11 protein-coding genes and 2 tRNA genes are annotated in these 13324 nt (G+C 71.3%); 6 read left to right on the top strand and 7 right to left on the bottom strand.

Annotated elements, in window-relative coordinates; all coding sequences use genetic code 11:
• Nucleotides 1–36 precede the first annotated feature (36 nt).
• Nucleotides 37–110, bottom strand: a tRNA-Gly gene (locus tag SCA03_RS29730).
• A gap of 91 nt (nt 111–201) precedes the next feature.
• Here SCA03_RS29730 and SCA03_RS29735 point away from each other — a divergent pair.
• From SCA03_RS29735 to clpX, 5 genes are all read left to right on the top strand, one after another.
• Nucleotides 202–278 (top strand) — tRNA-Pro (locus SCA03_RS29735).
• Between the two features lie 182 nt (nt 279–460).
• Nucleotides 461–1900, top strand: coding sequence for a trigger factor (gene tig, locus SCA03_RS29740; protein ID WP_030886216.1), 1440 nt, complete (start codon nt 461–463; stop codon nt 1898–1900).
• A gap of 248 nt (nt 1901–2148) precedes the next feature.
• Entirely contained in the window at nt 2149–2754 is a 606-nt protein-coding gene (locus SCA03_RS29745; RefSeq protein WP_030886220.1) for an ATP-dependent Clp protease proteolytic subunit, read from the top strand.
• A gap of 67 nt (nt 2755–2821) precedes the next feature.
• On the top strand, nt 2822–3481 hold the full coding sequence (locus tag SCA03_RS29750) for an ATP-dependent Clp protease proteolytic subunit (RefSeq protein WP_086817804.1): 660 nt from the start codon (nt 2822–2824) through the stop codon (nt 3479–3481).
• Nucleotides 3482–3644: 163 nt separating this feature from the next.
• Nucleotides 3645–4928: an ATP-dependent Clp protease ATP-binding subunit ClpX gene (gene clpX / locus SCA03_RS29755; RefSeq protein WP_030886226.1), complete on the top strand. Its 1284-nt coding sequence runs from the start codon at nt 3645–3647 to the stop codon at nt 4926–4928.
• A gap of 83 nt (nt 4929–5011) precedes the next feature.
• Here clpX and SCA03_RS29760 read toward each other — a convergent pair whose 3' ends face one another.
• The 3 genes from SCA03_RS29760 to SCA03_RS29770 form a co-directional block, all read right to left on the bottom strand.
• Nucleotides 5012–5890, bottom strand: coding sequence for a hypothetical protein (locus SCA03_RS29760; protein WP_141275758.1), 879 nt, complete (start codon nt 5888–5890; stop codon nt 5012–5014).
• 27 nt (nt 5891–5917) lie between these two features.
• Nucleotides 5918–6820, bottom strand: a complete 903-nt coding sequence (locus SCA03_RS29765) for a hypothetical protein (protein ID WP_030886232.1) — start codon at nt 6818–6820, stop codon at nt 5918–5920.
• 278 nt (nt 6821–7098) lie between these two features.
• Nucleotides 7099–8148: a hypothetical protein gene (locus SCA03_RS29770; protein ID WP_086817819.1), complete on the bottom strand. Its 1050-nt coding sequence runs from the start codon at nt 8146–8148 to the stop codon at nt 7099–7101.
• Between the two features lie 133 nt (nt 8149–8281).
• Here SCA03_RS29770 and SCA03_RS29775 point away from each other — a divergent pair, with 133 nt between their 5' ends.
• Nucleotides 8282–10927, top strand: coding sequence for a valine--tRNA ligase (locus tag SCA03_RS29775; protein ID WP_230989001.1), 2646 nt, complete (start codon nt 8282–8284; stop codon nt 10925–10927).
• 131 nt (nt 10928–11058) lie between these two features.
• On the opposite strand, the gene SCA03_RS29780 is transcribed toward SCA03_RS29775, so the two are convergent.
• The 3 genes from SCA03_RS29780 to SCA03_RS29790 form a co-directional block, all read right to left on the bottom strand.
• Nucleotides 11059–11724: a GNAT family N-acetyltransferase gene (locus tag SCA03_RS29780; RefSeq protein WP_141275759.1), complete on the bottom strand. Its 666-nt coding sequence runs from the start codon at nt 11722–11724 to the stop codon at nt 11059–11061.
• Nucleotides 11725–11861: 137 nt separating this feature from the next.
• A complete protein-coding gene (locus SCA03_RS29785) occupies nt 11862–12635 on the bottom strand; it encodes an SDR family oxidoreductase (protein ID WP_030886243.1) in 774 nt (257 codons plus the stop codon).
• Complete coding sequence (locus tag SCA03_RS29790; protein WP_063764725.1) at nt 12632–13303, bottom strand: TetR family transcriptional regulator; 672 nt, start codon at nt 13301–13303, stop codon at nt 12632–12634. The genes SCA03_RS29785 and SCA03_RS29790 overlap by 4 nt, the downstream gene beginning before the upstream one ends.
• Nucleotides 13304–13324 lie beyond the last annotated feature (21 nt).

Raw genomic sequence — 13324 nt, forward strand, 5'->3', positions numbered from 1 at the left:
GGCCCGGCTCCCTGCGGAAGCCGGGCCCGAGCCGGATGGAGCGGGCGACGGGAATCGAACCCGCGTAGCTGGTTTGGAAGACCAGGGCTCTACCATTGAGCTACGCCCGCGTGGGCACCGCCCCTGGAGCCGCTCCTCGGAGCGCTCGCCCTGAGCGGCACGCACTGCATCGTACGGCATGTACTCTACGTGTCGCACCGACGGGGTGTGGCGCAGCTTGGTAGCGCGTCCGCTTTGGGAGCGGAAGGTCGTCGGTTCGAATCCGGCCACCCCGACCACGTACTATGAGAGACGCGCGTGCCTGTGCCGTGTCCGCGTTCTCCGCACTCTCGCGGTTCCAGCCGGACGCTCCGGAAGCCCGGACGTCCGCTCGGAATCACGCGATCGGGATGCCAGACACCTTGCGCATCGGGGCGCCCTCAAGATCAACCCCCAGCAGTCAGCCCCAAGGAGACCGACCGTGAAGAGCGCCGTGGAGACCCTGAACCCGACCCGGGTTCGGCTCACTGTCGAGGTGCCCTTCGAGGAGCTCAAGGACAGCCTCGACGCGGCGTACAAGAAGATCAACCAGCAGGTCACGGTGCCTGGGTTCCGCAAGGGCAAGATTCCTGCCCGCGTGATCGACCAGCGCTTCGGCCGCGGTGCGGTGCTGGAGGAGGCCGTCAACGAGGCCCTTCCGAAGCTGTACCAGTCCGCCGTCGAGGAGGGCGAGCTGAACCCGCTCGGCCAGCCCGAGGTGGACATCACCGAGCTGAAGGACAACGAGCTGCTGGCCTTCACGGCCGAGGTGGACATCCGCCCCGAGATCGAGATCCCGGACTACTCCGGCATCGACGTCGAGGTGGACGCCGTCGAGGTCTCCGACGAGGACGTCGACAAGGCGGTCGAGCAGCTGCGTGAGCGCTTCGCCACCACCGCCGTCGTCGAGCGCGCCGCCGCCGAGGGCGACGTCGTCAAGGTCGACCTGGAGGCCAAGGTCGACGGCGAGGTCCTGGAGGACGGCGTCGCCAAGGGCGTCGACTACACCATCGGTTCCGGCGAGCTGCTCGACGGCATCGACGAGGCCGTCACCGGCCTGGAGGCCGGCGGCACCGCCACCTTCACCTCCGAGCTGAAGGGCGGCTCGGCCGCGGGCCAGGAGGCCGAGGTCTCCGTGACGGTCGAGTCCGTCTCCTCCCGTGAACTCCCCGAGCTGGACGACGACTTCGCGCAGCTGGCCAGCGAGTTCGACACGCTGGAGGAGATGCGCGAGGACAGCCGCAAGCGCCTCGCCGACCAGAAGAAGTACGAGCAGGCCACCCAGGCCCAGGAGAAGGTGCTCGACGCCCTCCTGGAGCTGGTCGAGGTCCCGATCCCGGAGAAGCTGCTCCAGGACGAGGTCGAGAGCCGCAAGCACAACCTGGTCAACCACCAGCTCGCGCAGCTGGGTCTGGACCTCGCCGGCTACCTGAAGATGCAGGACAAGTCGGAGGAGGACTTCGAGGCCGAGCTCAAGGAGCAGGCGGAGAAGGGCATCCGCACCCAGTTCGTCCTGGACGAGCTGGTCAACAAGGAGAAGCTCAACGTCAGCCAGGAAGAGCTGACCGAGCACCTGATGCGCCGCGCCCAGTCCTCCGGCATGAGCCCCGACCAGTTCGCGCAGGCCGTCGTCGAGGGCGGCCAGGTGCCGATGCTGGTGGGCGAGGTCGCCCGCGGCAAGGCACTGGCGAAGGTCGTCGAGTCCGTCACCGTCAAGGACACCAACGGTGAGGTCGTCGACCTCGACGACGAGGACGAGTCCGAGGCCGGCACCGAGGAGGCCGCCGCCGAGGAGGTCGTCGCCAAGGCCGAGGAGGGCGCGGAAGGCGCCGAGGGCGGCGAGGGCAAGACCGGCGAGACCGAGCAGAAGTCGGACAGCTGACACCCGGCCCGTAACGCCGGCCGCAGCACCTCACGTGGGGCAGGGAGCACGCACCGCGCGCTCCCTGCCCCGACGTGTCCCGTGCCGAGACCTCCCTGGTGGGGGCACCTGCGCTCACAGCGAAATGCGCAGCGACCGGGATGGCGGCCGAGGACCGGCGCGTTAGGGTCCCCAGTGGACGAAGACCAGTGACGGCCCGCCGCCCGGGCGGCCGTCCGGACAGAGCAGGTGGACACGTGACGCTTCCGATGCCTTCCGCCGCCGCTGAGCCCAACTTCGGTGGTGGCCTCGGCGACCAGGTCTACAACCGGCTGCTCAACGAGCGCATCATCTTCCTCGGCCAGCCGGTGGACGACGAGATCGCCAACAAGATCACCGCACAGCTGCTGCTCCTTGCCGCCGACCCGGACAAGGACATCTTCCTGTACATCAACAGCCCTGGCGGTTCGATCCAGGCGGGCATGGCGATCTACGACACCATGCAGTACATCAAGAACGACGTGGTCACCATCGCGATGGGACTCGCGGCCTCCATGGGGCAGTTCCTGCTGACCGCCGGGACCCCGGGCAAGCGGTTCGCCCTGCCGAACGCCGACATCCTCATCCACCAGCCCTCCGCGGGGCTGGCGGGCTCGGCCACGGACATCAAGATCCACGCCGAGCAGCTGCTGCGGACCAAGAAGAAGATGGCCGAGCTGTCGGCCGCGCACAGCGGCCAGACCGTCGAGCAGTGGACCCGGGACGCCGACCGTGACCGCTGGTTCTCCGCCGAGGAGGCCAAGGAGTACGGCCTCATCGACGAGGTCTACGGCTCCGCCGCGCAGCTTCCCGGCGGCGGTGGCACCGGCGCGTGAGCCGCGCCCGTCAGCCGCACGGCACACGCCCCTACCGCAGCCAGCTCATCACCAGGAGAACCTCCCGATGACCTCACTCCCCACGGGCCCGCAGGCCGAGTTCACCGACATCGCGCCCGAGTCCCGTTACGTCGTCCCGCGCTTCGTCGAGCGCACCTCGCAGGGCGTGCGCGAGTACGACCCGTACGCGAAGCTGTTCGAAGAGCGCGTCATCTTCCTCGGTACGCAGATCGACGACGCCTCGGCCAACGACGTCATGGCGCAGCTGCTGTGCCTGGAGTCGATGGACCCCGACCGGGACATCTCGATCTACATCAACTCCCCCGGCGGCTCCTTCACGGCGCTGACGGCGATCTACGACACCATGCAGTTCGTCAAGCCCGACATCCAGACGGTCTGCATGGGCCAGGCGGCCTCGGCCGCGGCCGTGCTGCTGGCCGCCGGTACGCCCGGCAAGCGCATGGCCCTGCCGAACGCGCGGATCCTCATCCACCAGCCCTACAGCGAGACCGGCCGCGGCCAGGTGTCCGACCTGGAGATCGCCGCCAAGGAGGTCCAGCGCATGCGGGACCAGCTGGAGGACATGCTGGCCAAGCACTCCACGAAGGACCGGGAGACGATCTCGACCGACATCGAGCGGGACAAGATCCTCACCGCCGAGGAGTCGCTGGAGTACGGGCTGGTCGACCAGATCGTCACCACCCGCAAGACCTCGGTCGGCGTCTGAGGGGAGCCCCCGCAACCTCGCGCTCCCCTTGGAACGGTCCGGCCGGGTACGGCAGGACGTTTCAAGGGGGGCCCATTCCCGCGGTCCGGCAAGGTACCGTCGTCAGAGCACGTACCTCGGTCCGTACACACCCGACGGATCCCAGGCGAAGGGGAAGCTCCTCGTGGCACGCATCGGTGATGGCGGCGATCTGCTCAAGTGCTCGTTCTGCGGCAAGAGCCAGAAGCAGGTGAAGAAGCTCATCGCGGGGCCAGGTGTGTACATCTGCGACGAGTGCATCGACCTGTGCAACGAGATCATCGAGGAGGAGCTCGCCGAGTCCTCCGAAGTGCGGTGGGACGAACTGCCCAAGCCGCGCGAGATCTATGAGTTCCTGGAGGGCTACGTCGTCGGTCAGGAGGCCGCGAAGAAGGCCCTGTCCGTCGCCGTCTACAACCACTACAAGCGGGTGCAGGCGGACGAGAACGCCCCCAACAGGGACGACGGCATCGAGCTGTCGAAGTCCAACATCCTGCTGCTGGGCCCGACCGGCTCGGGCAAGACGCTGCTCGCCCAGACCCTGGCCCGGATGCTCAACGTGCCGTTCGCCATCGCCGACGCCACGGCGCTCACCGAGGCGGGGTACGTGGGCGAGGACGTCGAGAACATCCTGCTGAAGCTGATCCAGGCGGCCGACTACGACGTCAAGAAGGCCGAGACGGGCATCATCTACATCGACGAGATCGACAAGGTCGCCCGCAAGAGCGAGAACCCGTCGATCACCCGGGACGTGAGCGGCGAGGGCGTCCAGCAGGCCCTGCTGAAGATCCTGGAGGGCACCACGGCCTCGGTCCCGCCCCAGGGCGGCCGCAAGCACCCGCACCAGGAGTTCATCCAGATCGACACGACGAACGTGCTGTTCATCGTGGGCGGCGCCTTCGCGGGCCTGGAGAAGATCATCGAGTCCCGGGCCGGCGCCAAGGGCATCGGTTTCGGCGCGGACATCCGCTCCAAGCGCGAACTGGAGGCCAGCAACCAGTTCGAGGAGGTCATGCCGGAGGACCTGGTGAAGTTCGGGATGATCCCCGAGTTCATCGGCCGCCTCCCGGTCATCACCTCCGTGCACAACCTCGACCGCGAGGCCCTGCTCCAGATCCTGATGGAGCCGCGGAACGCGCTCGTCAAGCAGTACCAGCGGCTCTTCGAACTCGACGGCGTGGAGCTGGACTTCGACCGCCCGGCCCTGGAGGCCATCGCCGACCAGGCCATCCTGCGCGGCACCGGCGCCCGTGGCCTCCGCGCCATCATGGAGGAGGTCCTCCAGTCGGTGATGTACGAGGTGCCGTCCCGCAAGGACGTCGAGCGCGTCGTGATCACCGAAGAGGTCGTGCACTCCAACGTCAACCCGACCCTGGTCCCCAGGGCCCGCGGCACCAACGACCCGCAGCGGCACGAGAAGAGCGCGTAACCGTCCTCGGCCGACGACGCGAGGGGCCCGTACCGGACGCTTCCGGTACGGGCCCCTCGCGTCGTCGTCGGCGCGGGCCGCCCTCAGCGGGGCTCGGTGGCCTCCTTCTTGACGCGGGCCGTCGTCTCCGCGAAGGACGAGAGGTCCGCGTCCGAGCGGGAGAGGTTCGAGGAGCTGATCTCGGCGACCACCGCGGCCGTCGACGAGTCCGCCCAGGCGCAGGCCGGCACATAGACCGTGACCGTGCCCTGGTCCATCGAGAACATCTGGCAGCTGACCGTCACGCCGCCTCCGCCCTCGGGCGTGAAGTCCCGGCGCGCGCCGGTCGGTCGGGCCTGCTGGCTCTGGCCCATCCCGTCCAGCATGTCCCGGCGCATCCGCGGGGCCGGGCTGTCGATGTTCCCGTAGGCGCCGGACAGGACCAGTCCGCCGGTCCGCGCGCCGCCGTCGGCGTCGCGGCTGTAGATGCCGACGCGCGCCGTGCCGTCCTCCGGGAGGGCGTCCTGGAGGGTTTCCTCCTGCTGCTTCACCTGCGGATTGGCCGGCATCCTGTGGTACTTGCCGCCGTCCAGCGTCGCGGGCAGCGTCAGCTTCATCGTGCCCCGGGAGTCGTCCCCGAGCCCGCCGACGGACGCCACCGCGAACACCACCAGGCCCAGCGCCGCCACCCCGCCCAGCACGATCCCGGTGATGGCGCCCGCGCCCAGCCCGCGCTTCGGCGGCGGGCCGGGCGGCGGCGGCCAGGCACCGTAGGGGCCACCGGGCGCGCCGTAGGGCCCCGGCGTTCCATGGGCTCCGGGCGTTCCGGGTGCGCCGGGCGGGCCGTACGGCCCCGCCGGACCGGGCGGCCCCGGCGGGGGCCCGTAGGGGCCTGCTCCGCCGGGGCCGGTACCGGTCGGTGGTGGCTGCCAGGGGTAACCGCCCGATCCGCCCGATCCGTACGGCCCGGGTGGCTGGCTCATGGCTGCCTCACTTCCCCCCTGCCCGCGTCACTTCTTGACGCGGGCCTCGCTGTAGACCTTCGCGGTCAGCTCGGCCGACTCCTCGGCGGGCAGCGGACCGCTGCTCTGGTCGGTTCCGACGACGACCGCGATGGTGCTGTCGTCCGCCCAGGCGCACACGCTCATCGTGCTGGTGACGACCTTGTACTCCTGGCACTTCATCAGGTCTCCGTCGAAACCGGACGGGTTCACCTTCTTCGGGTCGCCGTCCGGCTTGGCCATCTTCCCCAGCTTCTTGCTCATCTGGTCGAAGAGCCAGTCCATGCCCTTCTCGGGATCGTCCAACGTGCCGTAGGCGCCGTTGAACTCCAGCAGCTTGGTGCCCGAGGTGTACTTGGCGCCGATGTGGCCCTCGGGGTCGAGCCCGGGGACCTCGCCCCCGTCGCTCGTGCCGTCGACGGTGACCTTCCCGCCCTTGCCCTCTTCCGGTTCGCCCTTGAGCTTGAACTCGCCGATCGACTGCGGAGCCGTCAGCTTGTAGTCCCCGCCCCCGCCGATGACACCGGTGGCGAAGAGCCCGCCGATCACGGCGCCGACGACCACCACGGCACCGACGGCGATGCCGATCTTCTTGCCCTTGCCGCCGCCCGAGCCCTGCGGCGGCATCGGCATGCCCGGCTGCTGGCCGTAGGGCGGCTGGCCACCGCCGTAGGGGCCGCCCGGCTGTCCCGGCTGGCCGGGCACACCGGGCTGCTGGGGCTGGCCCGGCTGCTGGGGGTAGCCGTACTGGGGCGGCTGGCCCGGGGCCTGGCCGGGCTGCTGCGGGGGGTAGCCGTAGCCGGGCTGCGGCTGTCCCGGGGCGCCACCGTAGGGTCCGGGCTGGCCCGGCTGCTGCGGCTGCTGGCCGTACGGTCCGGGCTGACCGTAGGGTCCGGGCTGGTTGTGACTCATGGTGGCGCTTCCCCTCCGTGAACAACTTGTCGAATGCGCCCGCACATAGTGACGGATCCGGCCACGCCCGCGCCTCCCTCGGTGCCGAATCGCCTCCGGTCCACTACGAGATCGTGAAGAAGCCCGGTGCGCTTGTCCGGATTCGGGCGAGAAGGCCGGGTCGCACCGTGACGTAACGAACAGCGCCCGGCGGGCCGAAAACCGCCGGGCGCTGTTGCGGGACCGAGGAAACCGCGGGGCAGCGCGGCCGCGTGACGGCGCAGCCGCGCTCGGCCGCGTCAGCCGATCGGGACCCGGGTGTCCTTGCGGACCTTCGCGGTGGTGGCGCCGGCGTCCTCGATCGAGGCGTCCTTGCCGCTGACGATGTCGGCGCCGGAGACGGTGATCACGAAGCCGACGGTGCTGTGGTCGCCCCACATGCACACCGGGACGCTGAAGTGGTCCGGCCCGCCGGAGGTGTTGCCGGCGCCTGCGGAGTACTTGACCCGCTGGCACTTCAGCACGGCGTCGTCCCCCAGCCCGGGAGCGTTGACCTCCTGCGGCTCGCCCTCCAGTTCGGCCTTGCCGCCGCCCCCGGTGCTCGGGTCCTTGGCGGCCTCCTTGGCCATCATCGTCAGCGCGGCGTCGAGGACGGCCTCGGGGTTCTCGATCTCGCCGTAGACGCCGCCGAACTGGAGCTTCTTCACGCTCATGCCGTCGCCGGCCTTGTAGCCCGCCGCGACGTTCTTCGGGTCCTTGACGCCGAACTTCTCGAACTGGCTCTTGTCCGAGTCGCTGAAGCCCGAAGAGCCCTCGGAGCCGGGCTCCTTGGTGAACTCGTCGGCCACGGTCGACGGCGCCGTCAGCTTGTACCTCTTGCCGTCGTCGGCGACCGAGCTGCCGCCCTTGCCGCCGGAGCCGCCGCCCTCGTCGTCGTCCCCGCCGACGAACAGGAAGTAGCCGCCGACCGCGGCGGCGACCACGACGACCGCCGCCGCGATGATGCCTATCGTCTTGCCCTTGCCGCCGCCCGAGCCCTGCGGGGGCATCGGCATACCGGGCTGCTGGGGCTGGCCGTAGGGACCGGCCTGCGGTGCCATGCCCGGCTGCTGGGGCTGGCCCGGCTGCTGGGGGTAGCCGTACTGGGGCGGCTGGCCCGGGGCCTGGCCGGGCTGCTGCGGGTAGCCGTAACCGGGCTGCCCGGGGGCGCCGCCGTAGGGGTTCGGGCCGCCCGGCTGCTGCGGGGGCTGCTGCCCGTAGGGTCCCGGCTGGCCGTACGGGCCGGGCTGACCCGGCTGCCCCGGCTGGCCGGGCTGCTGGCCGTACGGGCCGGGCTGGTTGTTACTCATGGCGGCGCTTCCCCTCCGTGAACATGACTGTCGAATGCGCACCGCTCATCCTGACGGATCGCGCCGACAGGTGCTGCACCGGTCCCACAATCCGATTCGAGACTGCTACATGGACGCCCGTACACTGGCGGTCGTGACCGACAACACTCAGCAGAGCCCGGAACCCCACGGGCCGCACGCAGCATCCCCCGCCGACCTGCCGACTCAGTACACCCCGGCCGAGGTAGAGGAAACGCTGTACGAGCGCTGGGTGGAGCGGGGGTACTTCGAGGCGGACGCGAAGAGCGAGAAGCCGCCGTACACGATCGTCATCCCGCCGCCGAACGTCACAGGATCTCTCCATCTCGGCCACGCTTTCCAGCACACGATGATGGACGCGCTCACCCGGCGTAAGCGCATGCAGGGCTACGAGGCCCTGTGGCTGCCGGGCATGGACCACGCCGGTATCGCCACCCAGAACAAGGTCGAGCAGCAGCTCGCCGAGGAGGGCAGGTCCCGCGGCGACCTCGGCCGGGAGGCGTTCGTCGAGCGCGTCTGGCAGTGGAAGGAGGAGTACGGCGGCAAGATCCTCGGCCAGATGCGCCGGCTCGGCGACGGCGTCGACTGGTCCCGTGAGCGCTTCACCATGGACAGCGGCCTCAGCCGCGCCGTGCAGACGGTCTTCAAGCGCATGTACGACGACGGCCTCATCTATCAGGCCGAGCGCATCATCAACTGGTGCCCGCGCTGTCTGACCGCCATCTCCGACATCGAGGTGGACTACCAGGAGGACGACGGCGAGCTGGTCTCCATCCGCTACGGCGCCACGGAGGAGGGCGGCGACAGCCTGGTCGTCGCGACGACGCGGGCCGAGACGATGCTCGGGGACACGGCCGTCGCGGTCCACCCGGACGACGAGCGCTACGCACACCTCGTCGGCCGCACGGTCAAACTCCCGCTCACCGACCGCGAGATCCCCGTCGTCGCCGACTCCCATGTCGACCCGGAGTTCGGCACCGGCGCCGTCAAGGTGACCCCGGCGCACGACCCGAACGACTTCGAGATCGGCCGCCGGCACGAGCTGCCGATGCCGTCCGTCATGGACGAGCGCGGCGTGATCACCGTGCACGGCCCGTTCGAGGGCCTGGACCGCTTCGAGGCCCGCTCGGCGATCGTCGCCGCGCTGCGCGAGCAGGGCCGGATCGTCGCCGAGAAGCGGCCGTACGTGCACAGCGTCGGCCACTGCTCGCGCTGCAAGACGACGGTCGAGCCGCGGCTGTCGATGCAGTGGTGGGTCAAGGTCGGCCCGCTGGCGAAGGCGGCGGGCGACGCGGTGCGCGACGGCCGCACGCAGATCCACCCGGCGGAGATGTCGTACCGGTACTTCGACTGGGTCGACAACATGCACGACTGGACGATCTCCCGCCAGCTGTGGTGGGGCCACCGCATCCCGGTCTGGTACGGGCCGGACGGCGAGGTCGTCTGCGTCGGCCCGGACGAGGAGCCGCCGAGCGGCGAGGGCTGGCACCAGGACCCGGACGTGCTGGACACCTGGTTCTCCTCGGGCCTGTGGCCCTTCTCCACGCTGGGCTGGCCGGAACGCACCGCGGATCTCGCGAAGTTCTATCCGACGGACGTCCTGGTCACGGGCTACGACATCATCTTCTTCTGGGTCGCCCGGATGATGATGTTCGGCATGTACGTGATGGAGGAGCCGCCGTTCCACACCATCGCGCTGCACGGTCTCGTCCGCGACCAGCACGGCAAGAAGATGTCGAAGTCGTTCGGCAACGTCGTCGACCCGCTGGACTGGATGGAGGCGTACGGCTCCGACGCGCTGCGCTTCACGCTGGCCAGCGGCGCCAACCCGGGCACGGACGTGCCGATCGGTGAGGACTGGGTCAAGGCGTCCCGGAACTTCGCCAACAAGGTCTGGAACGCCACCCGGTTCGCGCTGATGAACGGCGCGACGGTCGAGGGCCCGCTGCCGGACGCCGCCGAGATGTCGGCCACCGACCGCTGGATCCTCTCCCGGCTGGACACGGTGCTCGGGGACGTCGACCGGTACTACGACGACTACCAGTTCGCGAAGCTCTCCGACGCGCTGTACCACTTCGCGTGGGACGAGGTCTTCGACTGGTACGTCGAGCTGGCGAAGACGACGTTCGCCGCCGGCGGGCGCCCCGCCGAGGTCTCGCGCCGCGTCCTGGGCGAGGTCCTGGACGTGCTGCTGCGGCTGCTGCACCCGATCGTCCCGTTCGTCACCGAGGCGCTGTGGACGGCGCTGACGGGCGGCGCCTCCGTCGTCGTCGCCGACTGGCCGAAGCCCACCGGCTTCCGTGACGAGGCGGCCGAGCAGGAGATCGCCGTCGTCCAGCAGGCCGTCACCGAGGTCCGCCGCTTCCGTGCCGACCAGGGCCTCCAGCCCGGCCAGAAGGTGCCGGCCAGGCTCGAACTGACGGGCACCCCGCTCGGTGCGCACGAGGACGCCATCCGGCAGCTGCTGCGGCTCCAGCCGGCGGGCGAGGACTTCCGGGCCACGGCGTCGCTGCCGGTCGCCGGCGCGACCGTGGGACTGGACCTCTCGGGCGCCATCGACGTCGAGGCGGAGCGCAAGCGCCTGGGCAAGGACCTGGCGGCGGCCGAGAAGGAACTGAAGCAGACCTCCGCCAAGCTGGGCAACGAGGCGTTCCTGGCGAAGGCGCCGGACCACGTCGTCGACAAGATCCGCACTCGGAAGGCGACGGCGGAGGCCGACATCGAGCGCATCAGGCAGCAGCTGGAGCGGCTGCCCGGCTGACGGCCCGAACCTACGGCGGGGCGGCGGCCGGACCCGAGTGCTCCGGCTGCCGCCCCGCCGCTTGTGCGTGCCCGCGCGCCCGGGAGCGGCTCAGCCGCCGCCGCGCCCGGAGCCTGAGGCGGGGCCTGCGCTCAGGTCGGGCCCGAGCCGAAAACGGAGCCGGAGCCGGAGGCGGAGGCGGGGCCCGGGCCGGAGTCGGTGCCGGACGCGGCGCCGGGGCCGGAGCCGGAGGCGGAGGCGGAAGCGGGGCCCGAGCCGGACTCGGGGCCGGAGTCGGCGGTGGGGCCGGAGACCTCCTTGGTGTAGCGGTGGCACGGGACCGGAATCGGCCCGTCCGGCCCCTGCGCCGGGTGGTCGACGCGGCCCTCGTCCACCCAGCCCTGGCGCTCGTAGAACCGGCGGGCACGGGCGTTCCCCTCGGCGGCGACGAGCCAGGCGCGGCGGTGACCGCCCTCCCGCACCAGGCGCTCCGCCTCCGTGAGGAGCAGTCCGGCCACGCCGGTGCCCCGGTGCGGCGCGGCGACGTAGACCTGCTCGACCTCCTCGGCCACCACCATGACGAACCCGGCGACCGCGCCGTCCACGACGGCGACCAGGGTGTCCCCGACCCGCTCGGCGGCGCGGGTGGCGAACGACTCGGGCGTGCGGACCGCGGCCAACTCCTCGGGCACATGGCCGAGATGACCGTCCCGCCAGCTGTGCAGCCAGATCCGTGCGACCTCCGGCGCGTCGGCGGGGCGCGCGGGCCGGAAGAGGACCGGCCGCCCGGTGGGGGAGAGCTTCTCGGTCGCAGACATGCGGTCAGCGTAACGACGGGCCAGGACAGCGGGGCCGGTGTCCCCGCCGGCCCGGGAACGGCACCGCCCCCGGCGCGCGGCCGGGGGCGGGGAGCCGGGTGGGGCGAGGGCACGGGGCGGCCCGGGAGCGTGCGGGCTCACTGCCCCATGACGTACTTGACCGTCGGTCCGGCGGTCCAGCCGCCGTCGACGGCGAGTTCGGCGCCGGTCACGTAGGCGGCGGCGTCGGAGAGCAGGAAGCAGACGGCGGCGGCGATCTCCGGGGGCTCACCGACGCGCGCCATGGGGGTGTTGGGGTAGTTGCCCTCGCCCTGCTGGATGCCGACCTGGGCCGTCATGGGCGTGTAGGTCATCCCGGGGTGGACGGAGTTGACGCGGATCCGGTCGGTGCCCAGCTCCACGGCGCCGATCTTGGTGAGCCCCCGCACGCCCCACTTGGACGCGCCGTACCCGCCGGTGAGCGCGAGCCCCATCAGCCCGGCGGCGGACGAGATGTTGACGATGGAGCCGCCGCCGGCCCGGCGCATCGCGGGGACGGCGGTCTTCAGCCCGATGAAGACACCGGTCAGATTGATGTCGAGGACCTTGCGGAAGAACTCGGCGGAGATCGTCTCCAGCGGAGCCCCGGTGGAGATCCCGGCGTTGTTGACGAGGCCGTCCAGGGAGCCGAACTCGGAGGTGGCGAGGTCGGCGGCGCGCTGCCAGTCCTCCTCACTGGTCACGTCGTGCCGGATGAACCGGGCGGCGTCGCCGAGTTCCGCGGCGAGGGCCCGGCCCTCGTCCTCCAGGACGTCGGTGACGACGACGCGGGCGCCGCCGGCGACGGCCTGCCGCGCGGTCTCGGCGCCGATGCCGCGGGCGCCGCCGGTGATCAGGACGGTCTTGCCGGTGAGGTCGGTGGGGGCGTTCATAGGGAGCTCCAGGGGGAGTTGCGCAGGGTGTCGATGCCGCGCACGGCGAGCGCGGCGGGTCCTTCGGGGCCGTCGGCGGGTTCGTCGCCCGCCGCCCACGTCTCCACGGCGATCCGTACCGCGGCGGCGGCGGCCCCGGCCGCCAGCCGCAGGGGGAGGGCGTGGGGGTCGGCGCCGGTGCGCTCGGCGAGCACGGCGGCCACGGCCTTCTCGGCGGCGTGGTGCGCGTCGTTCCACACGGAGCGCAGCGCGGGGTTCCCGTCGGCGAGGCGCAGCAGGGAGCGGACCCACTCCAGCGACTCGGCGTTGGCCGGGTCGTCGGGGGAGAGGGCGTCGCGGGCCCCGTGCTGGAGCGCCTCGGGGAGGGGGAGTCCGGCGGGTGCCTGCCGGGTGGCCTCGGCCCACTGCTGGGCGCCGGCGGCGAACAGCGGGGCGACGGCCTCCTCCTTGGTCGCGAAGTACCGGTAGAAGGTGCGCGGTGCGACGCCGGCCGCGCGGGCGATGTCCTCGGCGCGGGTGTCGCGTACGCCGCTCTCGGCGAACAGGACGGCCGCGGTCCGGGCGATCTCCGCGCGCGTCTCGGCTTTGCGGCGCTCGGTGAGGGGGCTGTGCCCGGCGGCGGGAGCAGCCCCGGAGGCGGGGGAGGAGGCGGCGGCAGTGACCGGCATGCGGCCAGCCTATGCCTGCAT

The sequence above is a fragment of the Streptomyces cacaoi genome, assembly GCF_006539165.1.
In the GTDB taxonomy this organism is placed as follows: domain Bacteria; phylum Actinomycetota; class Actinomycetes; order Streptomycetales; family Streptomycetaceae; genus Streptomyces; species Streptomyces cacaoi.

Excerpts from the sequence above, each read along its gene's own strand:
- SCA03_RS29745 (WP_030886220.1), top strand. The coding sequence starts at position 2,149 with ATGCCTTCCGCCGCCGCTGAGCCCAACTTCGGTGGTGGCCTCGGCGAC.
- SCA03_RS29750 (WP_086817804.1), top strand. The coding sequence starts at position 2,822 with ATGACCTCACTCCCCACGGGCCCGCAGGCCGAGTTCACCGACATCGCG.
- SCA03_RS29760 (WP_141275758.1), bottom strand. The coding sequence starts at position 5,890 with ATGAGCCAGCCACCCGGGCCGTACGGATCGGGCGGATCGGGCGGTTAC.
- SCA03_RS29765 (WP_030886232.1), bottom strand. The coding sequence starts at position 6,820 with ATGAGTCACAACCAGCCCGGACCCTACGGTCAGCCCGGACCGTACGGC.
- SCA03_RS29770 (WP_086817819.1), bottom strand. The coding sequence starts at position 8,148 with ATGAGTAACAACCAGCCCGGCCCGTACGGCCAGCAGCCCGGCCAGCCG.
- SCA03_RS29780 (WP_141275759.1), bottom strand. The coding sequence starts at position 11,724 with ATGTCTGCGACCGAGAAGCTCTCCCCCACCGGGCGGCCGGTCCTCTTC.
- SCA03_RS29785 (WP_030886243.1), bottom strand. The coding sequence starts at position 12,635 with ATGAACGCCCCCACCGACCTCACCGGCAAGACCGTCCTGATCACCGGC.
- SCA03_RS29790 (WP_063764725.1), bottom strand. The coding sequence starts at position 13,303 with ATGCCGGTCACTGCCGCCGCCTCCTCCCCCGCCTCCGGGGCTGCTCCC.